General features: G+C 67.6%; 19 protein-coding genes. 8 read left to right on the top strand and 11 right to left on the bottom strand.

The window, feature by feature from the left end:
- Positions 1 to 209 precede the first annotated feature (209 nt).
- From R5H29_RS12315 to coaBC, 3 genes are read right to left on the bottom strand one after another with little or no spacing between them, the layout of a single operon-like run.
- Positions 210 to 2,555: a phosphomannomutase/phosphoglucomutase gene (locus R5H29_RS12315; RefSeq protein ID WP_332329232.1), complete on the bottom strand. Its 2,346-nt coding sequence runs from the start codon at positions 2,553 to 2,555 to the stop codon at positions 210 to 212.
- Between the two features lie 12 nt (positions 2,556 to 2,567).
- Positions 2,568 to 3,041, bottom strand: coding sequence for a dUTP diphosphatase (gene dut, locus R5H29_RS12320; RefSeq protein WP_308305935.1), 474 nt, complete (start codon positions 3,039 to 3,041; stop codon positions 2,568 to 2,570).
- A complete protein-coding gene (gene coaBC, locus R5H29_RS12325; protein WP_111097663.1) occupies positions 3,038 to 4,300 on the bottom strand; it encodes a bifunctional phosphopantothenoylcysteine decarboxylase/phosphopantothenate--cysteine ligase CoaBC in 1,263 nt (420 codons plus the stop codon). Before coaBC ends, dut begins: the two co-directional genes overlap by 4 nt.
- 228 nt (positions 4,301 to 4,528) lie before the next feature.
- On the opposite strand from coaBC, the gene R5H29_RS12330 reads away from it, so the two are divergent.
- The 4 genes from R5H29_RS12330 (at position 4,529) to R5H29_RS12345 (ending at position 8,654) form a co-directional block, all read left to right on the top strand.
- Positions 4,529 to 5,155 (top strand): response regulator transcription factor, encoded by a 627-nt coding sequence (locus tag R5H29_RS12330; protein WP_021204749.1) that lies wholly within the window; start codon positions 4,529 to 4,531, stop codon positions 5,153 to 5,155.
- Between the two features lie 70 nt (positions 5,156 to 5,225).
- Positions 5,226 to 5,930 (top strand): DNA repair protein RadC, encoded by a 705-nt coding sequence (gene radC, locus R5H29_RS12335; protein WP_026347232.1) that lies wholly within the window; start codon positions 5,226 to 5,228, stop codon positions 5,928 to 5,930.
- 114 nt (positions 5,931 to 6,044) lie between these two features.
- On the top strand, positions 6,045 to 7,733 hold the full coding sequence (argS, locus tag R5H29_RS12340; protein WP_021204748.1) for an arginine--tRNA ligase: 1,689 nt from the start codon (positions 6,045 to 6,047) through the stop codon (positions 7,731 to 7,733).
- A gap of 21 nt (positions 7,734 to 7,754) precedes the next feature.
- Positions 7,755 to 8,654 carry an SPOR domain-containing protein gene (locus tag R5H29_RS12345; protein ID WP_021204747.1) on the top strand — a complete coding sequence of 300 codons (900 nt, stop codon included), beginning with the start codon at positions 7,755 to 7,757 and terminating at the stop codon, positions 8,652 to 8,654.
- An 87-nt stretch (positions 8,655 to 8,741) separates the two neighbouring features.
- On the opposite strand, the gene R5H29_RS12350 is transcribed toward R5H29_RS12345, so the two are convergent.
- A complete protein-coding gene (locus R5H29_RS12350; protein ID WP_021204746.1) occupies positions 8,742 to 9,494 on the bottom strand; it encodes an SDR family NAD(P)-dependent oxidoreductase in 753 nt (250 codons plus the stop codon).
- 99 nt (positions 9,495 to 9,593) lie between these two features.
- Complete coding sequence (locus R5H29_RS12355) at positions 9,594 to 10,082, bottom strand: hypothetical protein (protein WP_171953289.1); 489 nt, start codon at positions 10,080 to 10,082, stop codon at positions 9,594 to 9,596.
- A gap of 84 nt (positions 10,083 to 10,166) precedes the next feature.
- On the opposite strand from R5H29_RS12355, the gene R5H29_RS12360 reads away from it, so the two are divergent.
- Positions 10,167 to 10,634 (top strand): DUF1456 family protein, encoded by a 468-nt coding sequence (locus R5H29_RS12360; protein ID WP_019661796.1) that lies wholly within the window; start codon positions 10,167 to 10,169, stop codon positions 10,632 to 10,634.
- Here R5H29_RS12360 and R5H29_RS12365 read toward each other — a convergent pair.
- The gene (locus R5H29_RS12365) at positions 10,603 to 11,490 is read right to left on the bottom strand and encodes a LysR substrate-binding domain-containing protein (protein ID WP_332329233.1); all 888 of its coding nucleotides are present in this window, start codon (positions 11,488 to 11,490) and stop codon (positions 10,603 to 10,605) included. The genes R5H29_RS12360 and R5H29_RS12365 overlap by 32 nt on opposite strands.
- A gap of 143 nt (positions 11,491 to 11,633) precedes the next feature.
- Here R5H29_RS12365 and R5H29_RS12370 point away from each other — a divergent pair, with 143 nt between their 5' ends.
- Positions 11,634 to 12,782: an MFS transporter gene (locus R5H29_RS12370; protein WP_407073530.1), complete on the top strand. Its 1,149-nt coding sequence runs from the start codon at positions 11,634 to 11,636 to the stop codon at positions 12,780 to 12,782.
- Here R5H29_RS12370 and R5H29_RS12375 read toward each other — a convergent pair.
- Positions 12,779 to 13,477: a TorF family putative porin gene (locus R5H29_RS12375; RefSeq protein WP_332329235.1), complete on the bottom strand. Its 699-nt coding sequence runs from the start codon at positions 13,475 to 13,477 to the stop codon at positions 12,779 to 12,781. The genes R5H29_RS12370 and R5H29_RS12375 overlap by 4 nt on opposite strands.
- 178 nt (positions 13,478 to 13,655) lie before the next feature.
- Between R5H29_RS12375 and R5H29_RS12380 the strand changes: the two genes are divergently transcribed.
- Entirely contained in the window at positions 13,656 to 14,045 is a 390-nt protein-coding gene (locus tag R5H29_RS12380) for a DUF6165 family protein (RefSeq protein ID WP_031270855.1), read from the top strand.
- A 6-nt stretch (positions 14,046 to 14,051) separates the two neighbouring features.
- Here R5H29_RS12380 and R5H29_RS12385 read toward each other — a convergent pair whose 3' ends face one another.
- Positions 14,052 to 14,729 carry a response regulator transcription factor gene (locus R5H29_RS12385; protein WP_021204740.1) on the bottom strand — a complete coding sequence of 226 codons (678 nt, stop codon included), beginning with the start codon at positions 14,727 to 14,729 and terminating at the stop codon, positions 14,052 to 14,054.
- A 190-nt stretch (positions 14,730 to 14,919) separates the two neighbouring features.
- A complete protein-coding gene (locus R5H29_RS12390) occupies positions 14,920 to 15,492 on the bottom strand; it encodes an Ax21 family protein (RefSeq protein WP_021204739.1) in 573 nt (190 codons plus the stop codon).
- A 281-nt stretch (positions 15,493 to 15,773) separates the two neighbouring features.
- Between R5H29_RS12390 and R5H29_RS12395 the strand changes: the two genes are divergently transcribed.
- Complete coding sequence (locus R5H29_RS12395) at positions 15,774 to 16,133, top strand: DUF1428 domain-containing protein (protein WP_005407745.1); 360 nt, start codon at positions 15,774 to 15,776, stop codon at positions 16,131 to 16,133.
- Positions 16,134 to 16,148: 15 nt separating this feature from the next.
- Here the strand turns inward: R5H29_RS12395 and R5H29_RS12400 are convergent, their stop codons facing one another.
- Both R5H29_RS12400 and R5H29_RS12405 read right to left on the bottom strand, forming a co-directional pair.
- Entirely contained in the window at positions 16,149 to 16,841 is a 693-nt protein-coding gene (locus R5H29_RS12400) for a hypothetical protein (RefSeq protein ID WP_021204738.1), read from the bottom strand.
- Between the two features lie 106 nt (positions 16,842 to 16,947).
- Entirely contained in the window at positions 16,948 to 17,826 is an 879-nt protein-coding gene (locus tag R5H29_RS12405) for a histone (RefSeq protein WP_332329236.1), read from the bottom strand.
- Positions 17,827 to 18,008: the final 182 nt, after the last annotated feature.

Here is an 18,008-nt window from a genome sequence, read left to right on the forward strand (position 1 = left end):
TTCGCGCTACCTGTTCACCGAGCCGGGCGTGGGTTTGCGGTTCAAGGGGTAGTGGGGGCGGCGGGGGGGCGCCCGGCGCGGGGGGGGGGGGGGGTGGGGGGTCCCGGGGGTCGGGCGGGCCGGGGCCCGCCACCGGCTGGGTGTGTGCGGTGCTGGGGCGGGCCGCCCCGCGCCCGCCACTACCCATTCTGCTGCAGCTTCCAAAGGGGTCAGAACCCCAGCGGGGTGTCGCCCAGCACCGGTTGCAGCTGGCTGCGGAACAGCGCCTGGATGCGTTCCAGTGCGGCCTCGTCGTTGCCCTCGAAGCGCAGCACCAGCACCGGCGTGGTGTTGGAGGCCCGCACCAGGCCCCAGCCATCGGGGAAGTCCACGCGCAGGCCGTCGATGGTCGACAGTCGGCCGCCGACATACGGGTTGTCCGGCGACTGCGCCGCCGCCACCAGCATTGCCACCAGCGCATGCGGCGTGCCGTCGGCCACCGGCACCTTCAGCTCCGGCGTGGCCACCATCTCCGGCAGCTCGCCCAGTACCTCGTCCGGGGTCTCCTCGCGCTGGGCCAGGATCTCCAGCAGGCGCGCCGCCGCATACAGGCCATCGTCGAAACCGAACCAGCGCTCCTTGAAGAAGAAGTGGCCGCTCATCTCGCCAGCCAGTTCGGCATCGGTCTCGCGCATCTTCGCCTTCATCAGCGAATGCCCGGTCTTCCACATCAGCGGGCTGCCACCATTGCGCAGCACGTGGTCGGACAGCTTGCCGGTGCACTTCACGTCGTAGATCACCATCGCGCCGGGGTTGCGCATCAGCACGTCGGCGGCGAACAGCATCAGCAGACGGTCGGCATAGATGATTTTGCCGTCAGCACTGACCACGCCCAACCGGTCGCCATCGCCATCGAAGGCGACGCCGAGGTCGGCCCCGAAGCGCTTGACCGTCTGCACCAGGTCTTCCAGGTTGGCCGGTTCGCTCGGGTCGGGATGATGGTTGGGGAAGGTACCGTCGACATCGCAGTACAGCGGAATGACTTCAGCACCGATGGCTTCCAGCAGTTGCGGTGCCAGTGCGCCGGCCACGCCGTTGCCGGCATCGGCCACGACCTTCAGCGGACGGTCCAGCTGCACGTCGTCGGCGATGCGCTGGATGTAGTCGGCACTGACATCGCGCTGCTGGTAATCGCCCGGCTCCGCAGCCTGTACCAGGCGGCCCTCGACGATGCGCGCGTAGAGATCGGTGATGGCATCGCCGGACAGCGTCTCGCCGCCGATGACAACCTTGAAACCGTTGTACTCGGGCGGGTTATGACTGCCGGTCACCGCCACGCAGGTGCCGGTACGCAGGTGGAAGGCGGCGTAGTACACCACCGGAGTCGGCGCCAGGCCGATGTCGATCACCGCACAACCGGCGCGGCGCAGGCCCTCGGCCAATCCTGCGGCCAGTTCCGGGCCGGACAGGCGGCCATCGCGACCGATCACCACCTCGCGCAGGCCCTGCTCCAGTGCCACGGTACCGATGGCCTGGCCGATCAGCGCGGCGGTCTTCGGCGTCAGTTGGCTGCCCACCACGCCGCGGATGTCGTAGGCGCGGAAGATACCGGCCGCCAGTTCCTCGGCCGGAACCGGCGGCGGGGGCGGCGGTGCACTTTCAGTGGTGCTGGCCCCGGCCACCGGCGGCGGCGCCATCTGCAGGCTCTCGCTCAGGGTCGGGCCATGATCCGCTTCCGCCACGGCCGCACGCCGCGGCAGCGGCAGCGTCTTCGGCAGGCGGCCGCGACCCACCACCAGCAGCACGGCGATGAACGCCAGCAGCAGCGCAACGATGGCGCTGGCCAGCGAACCCAGGCCCAGCGGACCGGGTTCGATATTGGGTACCGCGGCCACCAGCCGCAACGGGGTACCCGGGATCGGCCGCGCGAGGACTTCGGCGCTTTCGGCCAGGCTGGCATCGCCCAGGGCGACGAGGTCATGCGCGCCCTGGCGCAGGCCAAGGAAACCGGCCGATGGCGCACTCACCTGGTCCAGCGGCGAGGTCAGGCGCAGCAATGGCTGGCGCACGTAGAGCACTGCCGGGCCCAGGCTGCCCAGCGGCACCGGTGCCGCCAGGCCAAGACGATTGCCACCCCCATCGCGGACCACGCGCAGGCTGGGGCCGGCCTCGGCAAGCGCTCCTTCCAGCAACGCCAGGCGGGCATAGCCGAACGTGGCCGGGTCGGCGTAGGCATTGGCCAGATCGGCGGTCAGCACTTCAGCATGCTCGACGCCGGTCCAGCTCTCGCGGACCGCGAGTGCCGCCGCAGCGGCATCGCCGGCCTGCAGCGCCTGCTGCACGCGCTCGTTCTTCAGCTGCTGCTGCAGCTGCTTCAGCTGGCCGGCGGCGGCCTCCTGCAGGCCCTGCACAGCCTGGTCGCGCGCAGCTTCCAGCGCCTGGCCGTTGGCCTCCTGGCGCCATTGCTGCACCGCGCTCCATCCGAACCAGCCGGCCAGCAGGACCAGCAGCACCCCCAGTAGTGGTGCACTGCGTCCCAACGACCGTCCCCGCTGTCCTTCCCCGATGCCGCTCATCGATGTCCCCTGTCAACGCACCCCGGTATGGCCGAATCCACCCGTTCCGCGCACGCTGTCGGTGAAAGTATCCACCACCTGCAGGCTGACGCGGGCAATCGGCACCACCACCAGCTGCGCAATGCGATCACCCGGCTCGATGGTGAACGCCTCGCGGCCGCGGTTCCAGACGCTGATCAGCAGCGGTCCCTGGTAGTCGGCGTCGATCAGGCCGGTGCCATTGCCGAGCACGATGCCGTGGCGGTGGCCGAGCCCCGAACGCGGCAGGATCACCGCGCACAGGTGCGGGTCGCCGATGTGGATGGCCAGGCCACTGGGCACCAGCGCGGTGTCGCCCGGCTGCAGGGTCAGCGCGGTATCCAGCGCCGCGCGCAGGTCCATGCCGGCGCTGGCTTCGGTGGCGTAGGCCGGCAGCGGCCAGCTGTCGCCAAAGCGCGGATCGAGCAGCTTGACCTGCAGGGGTTGGGAAGTGAAAGCCTGGGTCATGCCTGGAGTCTCCGCGCGATCAGCGCCAGCAGTTGTTCGGCCAGCTCGCGCTTGGAGGTGGCCGGGAATACCTGTTCACCGTCCTGCCAGAAGGCAGTGGCGGCATTGTTGTCGCTCTCGAAACCACCGCCGCTGATGCCGACCTGGTTGGCGATCACCAGGTCAAGGCGCTTGTCGACCAGCTTGCCACGCGCATACTTCTCCACGTCGTGGGTTTCGGCGGCAAAGCCGACCACCAGCTTCAGCGACTGCGTCTGCGCGGCAACTTCGGCCAGGATGTCCGGCGTGCGCACCAGCTCGATCACCAGCGACTGGCTCTCGGCGGTCTTCTTCAGCTTCTGCGGTGCAACCTGGCGCGGTGTGTAGTCGGACACCGCAGCGGCACCGATATAGATGTCGGCCGGCAACGACTTCAGCACGGCATCACGCATCTGCGCGGCCGAGCGCACGTCCACACGCTGCACGCCGGGAGGCGTCGGCAGCTGCACCGGGCCGCTGACCAGCACCACCTGGGCGCCCATCGTCGCGGCGGCCGCAGCCAGGGCAAAGCCCATCTTGCCGCTGCTGCGGTTGCCGACGTAGCGCACCGGATCGATGTCTTCATAGGTCGGGCCAGCGCTGATCAGCAGGCGCAGGCCCTGCAGCGCGTGGGTTTCCGGTGCGGCAACCGCCGCTGCAGCACTGCCATTGGCCGCCAGCGCGGCGACGATGTCGCCGGGCTCGGCCAGACGACCCGGACCGGATTCGCCTTCGGCCAGCGGACCGTCGACCGGGCCGATCACCTGCGCGCCGCGCTGGCGCAGCAGGGCGATGTTGGCCTGGGTGGCCGGATGCAGCCACATGCGGTGGTTCATCGCCGGGCAGATCGTCAGCGGCGCGGTGCTGGCCAGGCACAGGGTGCTGACCAGGTCATCGGCGTGGCCCTGGGCCAGCCGCGCGAGCAGATCGGCGGTACCTGGGGCGACCACGATGCGATCGGCCCAGCGCGCCAGTTCGATATGGCCCATGGCCTGTTCGGCGGCGCTGTCCCACAGCGTGGTGCGGGTCGGCTGCCCGGACAGCGCCTGGAAGCTGAGCGGAGTGACGAACTGCTGGGCACCGGCAGTCATCGCCACCTGCACCTGGGCACCGGCGTCGCGCAGGCGCCGCACCAGTTCCAAGGCCTTGTAGGCCGCGATCCCGCCTCCGACGCACAACAGCAGTTTCTGACCTTCCAGCGCGCGGGCCGGCGCGGGAGAAGCGTTGGGGGAGTCAGCCACCTGGAATTCCTGTGCAAACGAGGGCGCTAGCTTACCCGAAGGTCGGTAATGTCCCGGTGCCCGGTGCACATAGCGGGCGGCTATCAGCAGATGGAGCCCGCCTGCATTGACCCGGCATTCACCCGGTATCGGTTTCGGACCTTTCCTATACCTCCAGGGGCCTGCGCTTTTGCAGAATCAGGCATTGGCTGCCGCCCGCCGTGGCCTGTTCGATCTTCGAGGAACCGCGTGCGTCCACGCATCATCATTGCCGACGACCATCCCGTGGTCCTGCATGGCATCGCCATCGTGCTGCAGACCTACCTGATGGACATCGTCGGCAGTGCGCGTGACGGCGCCCAGCTGCTGGACCTGGTGGACCGCCACGACTGCGATGCAGTCCTGACCGACCTGTCGATGCCGGGTGCCGGCCCGGACGGTCCGGAGCTGATCGACGCGCTGCGCGTGCGTCGCCCTGGCCTGCCGGTGGTGGTGCTCACCGGCGCCCGCCATCCCGGCCTGCTGGACGGCCTGCTGCGGGAGGGCATCAGTGGCCTGGTCGACAAGTGCGCCGATTTTGCCGAGCTGCCCCAGGCGCTGAACGCCGCATTGGCCGGGCACGTATTCGTCTCCCAGCAGCTGCGCCATCACCTGCAGGCCCGCGACCTGCTCTTCCCGCGCGAACCGGCACCGCTGTCGGCACGCGAGAAGGAAGTGCTGGATCTGCTGGCGATCGGCCTCAACGTGAACGAAGTCGCCAAGCGTTGTGGGCGCAGCCCGAAGACCATCAGCCGGCAGAAGGCCGAAGCCAAGCGCAAGCTGGGGCTGCAGAACAACCAGGAACTGTTCGACTACCTGCAGACCCGGCGCGACTGAGGTATCGACCGACCCGGGCCCGCGGCAAGCCCCGATGGGAGACGCCGCCGAAGCTGGCGATGATGCAGGCATGCCCATCCATGACTGGCCCGAACAGGAACGCCCTCGCGAGAAGCTGATCGCGCGCGGGCCCACGGCACTTTCCGACGCCGAGCTGCTGGCCCTGTTCCTCGGCTCCGGCTTCGGCGGCCGTGATGCCGTGCAGACCGCGCGCGACCTGCTGCAGGCGCATGGCCCCTTGCGGGTGCTGCTCGACCGTCCCGCGGGCGAACTGGCCCGCTTGCCCGGGCTGGGCCCGGCGCGCAGCTGTACGCTGGCTGCCGGGCTGGAACTGGCCCATCGCTACCTGGCGGCTGAGCTGGAGCACGGCGAGGCGGTTGGTAACAATCCGGCGGCGGTCGGCCGCTATCTGCAGCACCGCCTGCGAGGGCAGGCACGGGAGATCTTCATGGCCCTGTTCCTGGACAACCGCCACCGCCTGATCGCCTGCGAGGAACTGTTCCACGGCACCATCAACGCCGCGCCGGTCTACCCCCGCGAGGTGGTCCGGCGTGCCCTGCTGCACAACGCGGCGGCGGTAATCCTCAGCCACAACCATCCTTCGGGCGACCCTGAACCGTCCAGCGCCGATACCCGCATCACCGATGAACTGCAGCAGGCGCTGGCGATGGTGGACGTGCGCCTGCTGGACCACTTCGTGGTCGGCGAGGGCCGTCCCGTTTCATTTGCTGAACGGGGCCTGCTGTCCCCGCCCCAGCCTCGGCTGTTCGGCTGAGCGCGCCCCCTTCAGGCGCCACCGGCCGCCCCCGCAGGCATATTCTGGTCAGCGTGGGCGCGGGTACATGCGCTAAAATGGGCGATTCCGCCGCTCATTCTCACAGCAGGCCTCGTGAAAAATCTCCTCCGCGCCCTGATCAGCCAAGGCATCGAAGCCTTGCGCGCCAATGGCACCCTGCCCGCCGACTCCCTGCCGCCGGACTTCGTGGTCGAGCGCCCGAAGACCCGCGACCACGGCGACTTCGCCACCAACGCCGCGATGCTGCTGGCCAAGGCCGCGCGCAGCAATCCGCGCGCACTGGCGCAGGCGCTGGTCGAGGCGCTGCCGCGCAGCGAGGACCTCAGCAAGGTCGAGATCGCCGGCCCCGGCTTCATCAACTTCCACCTGGCCCCGGCCGCGTACCAGCGTGAAGCCGCGTCGGTCATCAAGGAAGCCCACGACTACGGCCGCAACCTGTCCGGCAATGGCCGCACGGTGGGCGTGGAGTACGTGTCGGCCAACCCGACCGGCCCGCTGCATGTCGGCCATGGCCGCGCGGCGGCCATTGGCGACTGCGTGGCGCGAGTGCTCGATGCCAACGGCTGGAACGCCAAGCGTGAGTTCTACTACAACGACGCCGGCGTGCAGATCGAGAACCTGGCGCTGTCCACCCAGGCACGGATCAAGGGCATCGCGCCGGACCAGGACGGCTGGCCGGAAGGTGGCTACCGCGGTGAGTACATCGCCGACGTCGCACGCGCCTACATGGCCGGCGCCAGCGTCGACCTGGAAGGCAGCACCGTGGTCGGCGCCAAGGACCCGGACGACATGCAGGCGATCCGCCGCTTCGCCGTGGCCTACCTGCGCAACGAGCAGAACCTGGACCTGGCCGCGTTCGGCGTCGACTTCGACATCTATTTCCTGGAAAGCTCGCTGTACGCCGACGGCAAGGTAGCCGAAGCGGTGGCCAAGCTGCAGGCGTCGGGTCATACCTATGAAGAAGGTGGCGCGCTGTGGCTGCGCAGCACCGACTTCGGTGACGACAAGGACCGCGTGATGCGCAAGTCCGACGGCACCTTCACCTACTTCGTGCCGGATGTGGCCTACCACCTGTCCAAGTGGCAGCGCGGCTACGAGCGCGCGATCACCGAACTCGGTGCCGACCACCACGGCTCGCTGGCGCGTGTGCGCGCCGGCCTGCAGGCGATGGAAGTGGGCATCCCGCAGGGCTGGCCGGAGTACGTGCTGCACCAGATGGTCACCGTCATGCGTGGCGGCGAGGAAGTGAAGCTGTCCAAGCGTGCCGGCAGCTACTTCACCCTGCGTGACCTGATCGAGGAAGCCGGCCGCGATGCCACCCGCTGGTTCCTGATCGCGCGCAAGCCCGATTCGCAGCTGACCTTCGACATCGACCTGGCCCGCCAGCAGAGCAACGACAACCCGGTGTTCTACGTGCAGTACGCGCATGCCCGCGTCTGCAGCCTGCTGCGCCAGGCGCAGGAGAAGGGGCTGGTGTATGAACAGGCTGATGGCCTGGCCAACCTCGGCCGCCTGGCCGACGACGCTTCGCTGCTGCTGATGAACGAGATCTCGCGGTACCCGGAAGTGGTGGAGGCGGCCGGCGTGGCGCTGGAGCCGCATCTGGTGGCGCAGTACCTGCGTGAATTGGCGCACGCGTTCCACACGTGGTATCACGGGACGCCGGTACTGGTGGAAGATGCCGCCGATCGCAACGCCAAGCTGACCCTGGCCTGCGCTGCCCGCCAGGTGCTGGCCAACGGCCTCGACCTCCTGGGCGTCAGCGCCCCGGAAAAAATGTAAGCATCAGGAGACGCAGTACCCATGGCAGCACGACGCGGCAAAAACCAGGCACGACGCAACAGCAGCAGCCAGGGCACACCCGGATGGGTGTGGCTGGTCGCTGGCGTGGCGATTGCGGCCGTGGTGTTCCTGGCGGCGCCGAACCTGTTCAAGGGCGAAGGCGATGGCTTCCTTCGCGCCGGACCGCAGCCGAACCCGAACGCGCAACCGGCCCCGGTCGCTGACGCCGACAGCGATGTCGGCACCCAGCCGGCCGCACAGCCGGCTACGCCGAAGCCGGCCGAGCCGGAAAAGCCGGCCGCGACCCAGTACGACTTCTACACCCTGCTGCCGGGCAAGGAAGTTGAAATGTCCGACGCCGAACTGGCCGCCAGCGCGCGTGCCGAAGACCAGCGCCGGGCCAGGGCCGAAGCGCAGCGCGCGCAGGCTGCACTGGAAGGCAAGCCGGTTCCGCCGCCCGCGGCGCCAGCACCCACAGCCACGGCCAGCGTGGCCAGCACCGCCCCGGTGACCGCGACCAGCCGTCCGCTGCCGGCACCGCTGAGCGAACGCCCGGCGGCGGCAACGCCTGCAGCCGGCACCCCAACGGCGTCGACCAGCAACGCCGCGGCCACGCCTGCAGCACGTGCGGAAGCCGCACCGGCAGCGACCGGTACTCCGGCAGCTGCTGCACCGGCTGCCGCCGACAACGCCCGCTACATCCTGCAGGCCGGTGCGTTCGGTGCCTCCGGCGATGCCGAGGCGACCAAGGCCAAGCTGGCGATGATGGGCCTGGCGGCACGCGTGGAATCGGCGCAGATCAACGGCAAGACCGTGTACCGCGTGCGTATGGGACCGTATGGGAGCGCCGGCGAACTGTCCGAGGCCAAGCAGAAGCTGGATGGCACCGGCCTGCAGGCGATGGCGATCAAGGCACAATAAGCCTGCCGCTGTGAACGAAAAAGCCGGGCAATGCCCGGCTTTTTCGTTTCTGTAGAGTCGAGCATGGCTCGACTCTACAGACGACCGTCAGCCTTCGCGGGCGACCTGGAAACCGGCGAAGGACTGGCTGACCGGCATCAGCTCCAGGCGATTGATGTTCAGGTGCGGCGGCAGGCTGGCCACCCAGAAGATCTGTTCGGCGATGTCTTCAGCGGTCATCGGGTTGGCGCCGGTATAGAGCTTGTCCGATGCCGCCTGGTCGCCATGGGTACGCACCACGGTGAACTCGGTTTCAGCCATACCCGGCTCGATCGTGGTCACGCGCACGCCGGTGCCGTGCAGGTCCGAACGCAGGCCCAGCGAGAACTGGCTGACGAAGGCCTTGGTGCCACCGTAGGCGTTGCCACCCGGGTACGGGTAGACGCCGGCCACCGACGAGATGTTGATGATCGCGCCCTTGCGCTCCACCAGCTGCGGCAGCAGGCGATGGGTCAAGGTCACCAGCGCGGTGATGTTGGTGTCGATCATCGTGGTCCAGTCCGACAGCTTGGCGCTCTGTGCCGGCGCGGTGCCCTGTGCCAGGCCCGCGTTGTTGACCAGCAGATCGATCTGGCCGAACGCAGGCGGCAGTGCCAGCAGGGCCGCCTCCATTGCCACCGGATCGCGGATGTCGAAGGCGGCGGCGTGAACCACGTCCTTGCCGTAGCGCTCGACCAGCGGCTGCAGGCGTTCGCCGCGGCGGCCGGTGGCGATCACCTTCCACCCGGCCTGGGCGAAGCGGTGGACGGCGGCGGCGCCGAAGCCGGACGTGGCTCCGGTAATCAGGACAGTGCGGGTCATCAGGCAACTCCAGGGGGAAAAACCGGACGCCCATTCTGGCACCGTCGGCCCGCCCCTGCGTTGCCGATGCCGGCTGACCACGCCCGAGGCGTGCGCGGCTCAGCGCACGCGGAATACCCGGGCCTTGGGCAGGTCTTCGTCGACCTGCAGGAACCAGCGCCCGGCAATTCCTGGAACAACGGCGATCTGCGGCGACTGCAGCACCTTGCGCAGCTTCATCTGCCCCTTCATCACCTGCCATTGCTGGCCGTTATCAAGGGCGAACAGCGTGCCGGGCTGCCAGCCTGCGACCTCTCCGACCACGCGTGCATTGATCGGTCCTTCTTCCAGGCCCAGATGCATTGCTGCCGGTGCCGGCACATTGGCAGGCAGCGGCGCAGCGGCGGGGGCCACCGCTGCCGTCGGCCCGGTGGCCGCGCGCTCTGCCTCGCGCAGTACCCGGTTCAGTGCCTGCAACTGCGCTGGATTGAGCCCGACCTCGGCCAGTTGGGATGCACTGAGGCGCCGCTCGACGGGTACGAAGCGGTCCTGGGCGAAGGCAGCGAAGCTGCTGGCGAGCAGCAGTGCGGAAAACAGATACCGGCGCATGCAAGGGTCTCAGCGAACGAGTGCCCACGATGCTGCAGTTCGATGACACTCCGGTGACACGCCAGGGGCCGCTACAATTGGACCATGATCAACAATGATGTCCTGCGCAGCGTGCGCTACTCCCTGGACCTGGGCGACCACCACGTGGTGGCCCTGTGCCAGATGGCCGACCCGGCCTTTGCCGTGGAGACCGAGCAGGTGAAGGCCTGGTTGCGCCGCGAGGACGAAGCCGGTTTCGAGGCGATGAGCGACAGCGCGCTGGCGCACTTCCTCGATGGCCTGATCGTGCACCTGCGCGGTCGCGACGAGAACCAGCCGCAGCGCGCGGTGGAGACCCGCATCGACAACAACCTGGTGCTGAAGAAGCTGCGCGTGGCGTTCCAGCTGCGCGACGTCGATCTGATGGAGATCTTCGCCAGCGCCGGTTTCAATGTCTCCAAGTCGGAAGTGGGCGCACTGTTCCGCCAACCCGGGCACGCCAACTACCGGCGTTGCCTGGACCAGATGCTGCGCAACTTCCTCAAGGGCCTGAGCCTGCGCCTGCGCGGCTGAGCACGGCTTCGACGAACGCCCGCGCCGCCGGTGTCGGCAGCCGCTGCCAGACCAGGTGCACGCGGCGGGTCGGGGTCGGCTGCAGCGGAATCCGCACCACGCCTTCAAAGCCTTCGGCGATCAACGCCGGCACGATGCCGACCGCCAGCCCATGGCGGACGAAGCGCTCGACCAGTTCCATCAGGTTGACCTCGAAGCGGACCGTGTGCGGCAGGCCGGCGGCGGCGAAGGCATCGTCGGTCTGCCGCCGCGCACCGGTGCCTCGCGGGAAGTCGACCAGCGCTTCATCCTGCAGTTCGGTCAAGGGCAGCCGCTTGCGCCGGGCCAAGCGGTGCGACGGCGCCAGCACCGCCACCAGGTCTTCTTCCTGCAGCATCTGGTGGCAGACCCCGTCCAGGCCGGCCGAGGGCGCCAACCCCACCAGTGCCACGTCCAATTCACGCGACTGCACCTGCGCGATCAGATCCTCGCTCTTGTCCACCCGCAGCTGGAACTCCACCTGCGGGTGCGCCTGCTGGAAGGCTGCCAGCATCGCCACCACGTCGATGCCGGTCAGCGAGGAAATCTGCCCGATCGCCAGCAGGCCACGCACCTCGCCACTCACCGCGGCCACGTCAGCGCGCAGGTGGCGCAGGCTGGCCAGCACCTGGCGTGCGTGCACCAGCAGCGCCTCACCGGCCGCCGTCACCCGTACCTGGCGCGGCAGGCGTTCAAACAGCGGCGTGCCCAGTTCCTGCTCCAGGTAGGCAATCTGGTGGCTCAACGCGGACTGCACCACGTGGCAGCGTTCGGCGGCACGGGTGAAATTGCCCTCTTCGGCCAGGGCGACGGCAAATTCGAGCTGCTTGAGATTCATCCAGCTATCTCGTTTCCAGATGGCATGGATGATGATGATTCATTTCCATCATGGTCGCAGCAGGCGGACACTGTGCACCCCGCTTTGTGGAATACCGCGTGAGTCCGTCCCTCCCCCCCCTGCACCGCTGGCAGGTGCTGCTGATGTCGGTCGCCACCGGCGTGGCCGTGGCCAGCAACTACTATGCGCAGCCACTGCTGCATACCATTGCCGATGCCTTCGGTGTGCCGTTCGGCCAGGTCGGCATGGTGGTCACCGCCGCGCAGCTGAGCTATGCCGCCGGACTGATCCTGCTGGTGCCGCTGGGAGACCTGTTCGAACGCCGGCGCCTGATCGTGGTGATGAGCCTGTTGTCCGCCGGCGGGCTGGTGATCAGTGCCTGTGCGCCGTCGCTGGCCTGGCTGCTGGCGGGCACCGCGATCACCGGCCTGTTCTCCGTGGTCGCCCAGGTGCTGGTGCCGTTCGCGGCCACGCTGGCCGCGCCGGAACATCGCGGTCGCGTGGTCGGCACGTTGATGAGCGGCCTGCTGCTGGGCATCCTGCTGGCACGTACCGTGGCCGGCCTGCTTTCCAGCCTGGGCGACTGGCGCCTGGTGTACGCGATCGCCGCTGCCACCCTGGTGCTGACCGCACTGGCATTGCAGCGCGGCCTGCCGCGCTTCCACCACAGCGCCGGCCTTGGCTACTTCGCATTGCTGCGCTCGATCGGCGTGCTGTTAGTGCAGGAACCGGTGCTGCGCCAGCGCACGCTGCTGGGCGCCTGCAGCTTCGCCATGTTCGCGATCTTCTGGACGCCACTGGCGTTCCTGCTGGCACAGCCGCCGTATGCCTACAGCGACGCCACCATCGGCCTGTTCGGGCTGGTCGGCGCGGCCGGCACGCTGGCGGCCGGCCTGGCCGGCCGCATGTCAGACCGTGGTCAGACCGGGCGTGCTACCGCCATCGCGCTGGCGCTGCTGCTGCTCTCGTGGCTGCCACTGGGGCTGTCGGCCCACTCGTTGCTGGCGCTGCTGGTCGGCGTGGTGGTGCTGGACCTGGCCGCGCAGCTGCTGCACGTCAGTAACCAGAACCTGATCTATGCACTGCAACCGGCAGCGCGCAACCGCCTCAATGCCGGCTACATGACCGGCTACTTCATCGGCGGTTCGCTGGGTTCGCTGCTGTCGGCGCAGGTCTACCAGCGCTTCGGCTGGACCGGCGTCTGCGTAGCCGGTGCTGCGGTGGCGGTGCTGGCCCTGCTGCTGTGGCTGCCCGGCGCGCTGCGTGCGCGCCAGGCCTCGGTGGCCGACTAGAAACTGCCCTGCAGCGCCAGCTCCCATCGTCCACCGGCATTGCCCGGGAACAGGCGCTTGGCCGCACTGTCGGTGTCATGCACGGTGGCACGCAGCTCCCATGCCGGGGCCAGCGTGGCAATGGCACTGAGCTGCCCATGCAGGTAGTCCGGGCCCTGCGCGGTGGCCAGCCAGTACTTGCCCACCGCCGCTTCCAGGCGGACGCGTTCGTGCAGCGGCACACGCACACCCAGCTGGGCGTAGGTACCGCGATGGCCACCGGCCAACGCATCGTTGGAATGGGCGACCTGCAACCAGGCGCGCTGCTTCCAGCTCACTGTGGTGTTGAGTTCGGTCCAGTCCAGCGCGCGGCCGGTGCCCGGGTACATGTAGCGGGTCAGGTTGGCATCCAGTGTCCAGTCCGGGGCCAGCGCACCGGACCAGCCGGCCACCAGGTCGAACTCGCTGCGCGCGCCATTGTCCGGCTTGAACGAAACGTTGGAGCCCCACACGCTGGCGTACCAACCCGATGGGATCGAAACCTTCGCACCCGCCTGCACCGCCGGGTCGCCGTCGCTCTGCGAGCTGCCACGCCACACGTAGTCACTGGTCAACGCCGCACTGCCACTGACCTGTAACTGTGCCTGCGCGCTGCCGATCCCGAGCAGCCCTGCCAGGGCGGCCACCACCGCCGCCATCATCCCCTTGCTGTTCACTGCACTGTGTTCCTCGTCGAAGGCGGTTATGCCGCCGGGAACGCAGTGTCGAGGCGGTGGCCGTAACGGATCGAGGGTGCTGCCGGGGCCGTGGCGCAAATTCGGCGTAAATCCCGTGATCGGGGCCACATGCCGGCAGCGCGGTATCATGGTGCCCTGTTTCCAGAGAACCAACCGCGTGGACGCCATCCTGACCCCGGTATCGATCGGCGAGCTGATCGACAAGATCACCATTCTCGAGATCAAGGCCGAACGCATCGACGATGCGGCCAAGCTGAGCAACGTGCGCACCGAGCTGGACGGCCTGCTGCCGTTGCTGCAGCAGCAGCTGCAGGCTCAGCCGGCGCTGGCCGTGCTGAAGCAGCAGTTGAAGGCAATCAACGAGCGCATGTGGGACATCCAGGACCAGCTGCGCGACAAGGAAGCGGCCCAGGTGTTCGACGATGGCTTCATCCAGCTGGCACGCGGTGTCTACGGCACCAATGGCGAGCGCGTGCAGGTGAAGAACGAGATCAACCGCGTGGCCGGTTCGGCCCTGGTGGAAGAGAAGCAGTACCAGGGCGAGTAAGCCCGCTCATCCGCATTCGAGCAGGTGCCGGATGCGGAACAGCTCACCATCGCTGTGAATGCCCAGCTTCTCGTACGCCGTCCGCTTCTGCGTGCTGACCGTACTGGCCGTGCGCCCGAAGCGCCGCGCCACCTCCCCGGTGGTGCAGCCCTGCAGGACCAGCCGGAGCACCTCGCGCTCACGTCGGCTCAAGGGCGTCAGCACCGGCGCCGGTGTGCGCCGCATGCGTGATCGGTTCAACTGCGTGCGCAGCTCCGGGGGCACGAAGCGGCCGCCACGGGCCAGTACCTCCACCGCGCGCCGCAGCATCGCCGGCGTGGTTCCCTTTGACAGGAAGCCGCGCGCGCCGGCCTGCATCGCCATGGTCACCATGCTGGCATTGCAGTGCGCAGACAGCACCAGCACCGGCAGCAGCGGCCAGCGCCGCGACAACAGTCGCAACAGGGACAGGCCCTGTTCGGGACCATAGGGCGCCAGCAGGTCGATCAGCAGCAGGTCGATGCCATCCGGCTGGCGCTGCAGCAGATCGAGCAGATCAGCTTCGCGGGTGAAGCTGCCACAGACCTGCACGCCACCGTGCTGGCAAAGCACCACCTCCACCCCCAGACGCAGCACGGGATGCGGCGCCAGCATTGCCAGGCGGCGGGGCCGATCGAGGGGCAGAGCGGGAACGGCAGGCGGCATCACATGGATCCGACGATACGAAGTGCCCACCGTAGGGCCGCGCCGGGAGCAGCGGAATCCAATTTATTGCAACGCAGCAGCGGCCTCGGAACATGCTCAGCTGCGGTTTCGGGTCGTCACAACGCAACAGGCCCGGCATGAGCCGGGCCTGTCGAGGCATCTTCAGCGCGCAGGCGCGCCGAGGAAGCAATTACCAGCTGAAGCGCGGGCCGACGGTGTATTCCTTGTCGCCGTCGCGGTTCATCTTCAGCTCGCCGTTCAGGCCCCAGTTCTGGTTCAGCTTGACCTGACCACCCAGGCGGCCGTACCACTGGCCTTCCGGATTGATGCCGTGCTTCTTCGAGAAATCTTCGTAGCCGACCATGCCGTAGACTTCGGCGTGGGCACCGAAGGCGGTGCGGATACCGGCTTCAGCGCTGTAGCCGTTGAAGTCCAGGCCGTGCTTCTGGTCGCGCTTCTGGTAGGCAACGCGAGCAACGAAGTCGGTGGTCGGGGCGATTTCAACGTTGTAGCCGGCGCCGATCTTCCACTGGTCCAGCTTGATGTTGGTGTGGTCGATTTCCTGGCGGCTGTAATCACCGAAAGCGTGGAAGTTCGGCAGGAAGCCGTACGAGCCCTTCACGCCCCAGCCGTCGGCCTTGAACGCATCGATGTCGGTCTTGGCGTAGTCGGCTTCGGCATAGTTGTACGACAGGTTCTCAGCAGCCGAGGCGGTGAACGGCAGGGCAGCGGCCAGGGCCAGAGCAATCAGCGAATTCTTCATGGGGGTACACCTTTACTTTCTTATGGTGTGCAGCAGCGCCAAGGCGCCATCGCATCGGGAATGTAAATTCTCCGTTATTCGCCACAACGCTCCCTGAAAACAGCGGTCTTCGCATTGCTGAATTTTCTGGCTTGATTCAGGCTGTTTCTGGCATACGCGCGCGGCGCGCGTGCATTTCATCGGCACAACGACTGCCGGTTGCAGGATGTCGATCCACGACGCCCTGGTTCGTCGGGTACTTGAAGGCCGTGCATGCGGCACGGTCCATCCGGAGGCAGGCAATGAGCTACATCGATGGTTTCGTCCTGGCGGTGCCCACCGCCAACAAGGAGAAGTTCCTCGCCCACGCACGCACAGGAGATCCCGTTTTCATCGAATACGGCGCGCTGCGCGTGGTCGAGTGCTGGGGCGATGACGTGCCGCACGGCAAGACCACCGACTTCTTCGGCGCGGTGAAAGCCACGCCGGATGAGACGGTGGTGTTTTCCTGGATCGAATGGCCGGACAAGCCGACCCGCGACGCCGGCATGAAGAAGATGATGGAAGACCCAAGGTTTGACCCGGCGACGAATCCGATGCCGTTCGACGGCGCGCGGATGATCTACGGCGGCTTCGTGCCGATCTACGAACTGACGCGCTGAACCGGGCGGACGTGCTCAGCGCGCGTCCGTTTCATCGCTGGCAGCGGCATGGCCGGCGCCCAGTGCGGCGCCAGCGCCGAGGCCCACACCGCCCATCCCAGCGCCCATTCCGCCACCGCCACCTCCTCCACCCGCACGACCGCCCTTGGCGTCGCCGTCGTTGCGGCCCTTGCCGCCGACACTGGCGCCACCCGGCCGGGTCGGCCCCTGCGGCGGTATCTGCAGGTCGGTCGGAATCGGCGCCAGATCCAGCGCTTCGCGCACGAAGTCGCGAAGCGAGACCACCAGTTCATGGGTATGTACCGGCCGCCCCTGTGCCAGTTCATTGGCGGCACGCGCGGCCAGCCGCACCTGTTCGTCGGTGCCCAGCAGCAGGATGTCCGACAACGCCGCTTCCACGGCATCACGGATGCGGCGCGCGCGATCCGAGCGGGGCTCGGCAATGCCCTCTGCATCCTCGCGCTGGCGAAGGTCACGGCGATGGCTGGGGTCCACACCCAGTTCGCCGGTGAACGAACCGCCCAGGGTCTTGTAGGCCGCCATCAGCGTGCGCAGCCGTTCGTTGATCTGCCGGTTCTCGCGCTCGCGGCGCTGCTGCAGGGTCTGCATCACCAGCAGGCGGATGCCCACGCCCAGCAGGGTGATCAGGACCAGGCCGGCCAAGGTGGACAGCACGCCCTGCCAGGAACTGAAGTCAATACCGCGCATGCCCCGGGCTCCAGCAGGAAGAACCTGCATCCTGCTCCAGACCGCGTCCCTGAAACGCGAAAGGCCCCACCACCCGGGGGTGGCAGGGCCTTCGGTCACGGCGCGATTACTTGCGCTTGGCGACCTTGCGCACGGCCTTCTTGGCCGGAGCCTTCTTGGCGGCGACCTTCTTCAGCGGCGCAGCCTTCTTGGCAACCGTCTTGCGGGCGGCGGCAACCTTCTTGCCCACTGCCTTCTTGGCAACGGCGGTCTTCTTGCCGACAACCTTCTTGGCAGCGGCGGTCTTCTTGCCGACGGCCTTCTTGGCGACGGCAGCCTTCTTGCCGACAACCTTCTTGGCGGCCGTGGTCTTCCTGGTGGCGGCAACCTTCTTGCCGACGACCTTCTTCGCAGCCACGGCCTTCTTGCCAGCAACCTTCTTGGCGGCGACGGTCTTCTTGGCCACGGCCTTCTTGGCGGTAGCGACCTTCTTGCCAACTGCCTTCTTGGCAACAGCGGTCTTCTTGCCGACGGCCTTCTTGGCGACGTCAGCCTTCTTGGTGGCGGCCTTCTTCGCGGTGGCGACCTTCTTGCCGGCAGCCTTGGTGGCGGCCTTGGTGGTCTTCTTGGCAGCGGCGGCCTTCTTGGTCACAGCCTTGCCTGCAGCCGCCTTCTTCTTGGCCACTTCATTCTTCAGCGCAGCGGCTTCGGCCTTGGCGTTCTTCTTGGCGGCTTCCAGCTTCTTCTTGGCGTTGGCAACAGTCTTGCCGACCGACTTGGCAGCCTTCTCGGCCTTCTTGGCAACGGTCTTCTCGACCTTGGCCACGGCCTTCTTGGCCTTGGCAACGCGGGTACCGGCAGCCTTGGTGGCGCGCTTGACGGTCTTCTTGACCGACTGCACTGCGTCTTCGGCAGCGTGGGCGATGGTCTCGCCAACGTTGGTGGCGGTTTCTTTGACGTTCTCGACGGCGTCGGTCACGACCGACACACCATTACCGTTGCTCATGTTGCCCTCCTGGGGGCCTTAAGTATCAAAACGGGGCGATGCTATACCGACATTGACGATCGTGGAACGGGGCACGCACGAGCAATCGCATCTGATGCGACGGCAATGGTGTAGTCGGGTACCCTCGCGAGTACGATGTGTTGACGGGAAACCCCTTTTTTTCAGTGCTGCGCCGCACGATG

Origin of the sequence: Stenotrophomonas sp. A3_2, assembly GCF_036624925.1 — a bacterium.
Classification (GTDB): domain Bacteria; phylum Pseudomonadota; class Gammaproteobacteria; order Xanthomonadales; family Xanthomonadaceae; genus Stenotrophomonas; species Stenotrophomonas hibiscicola.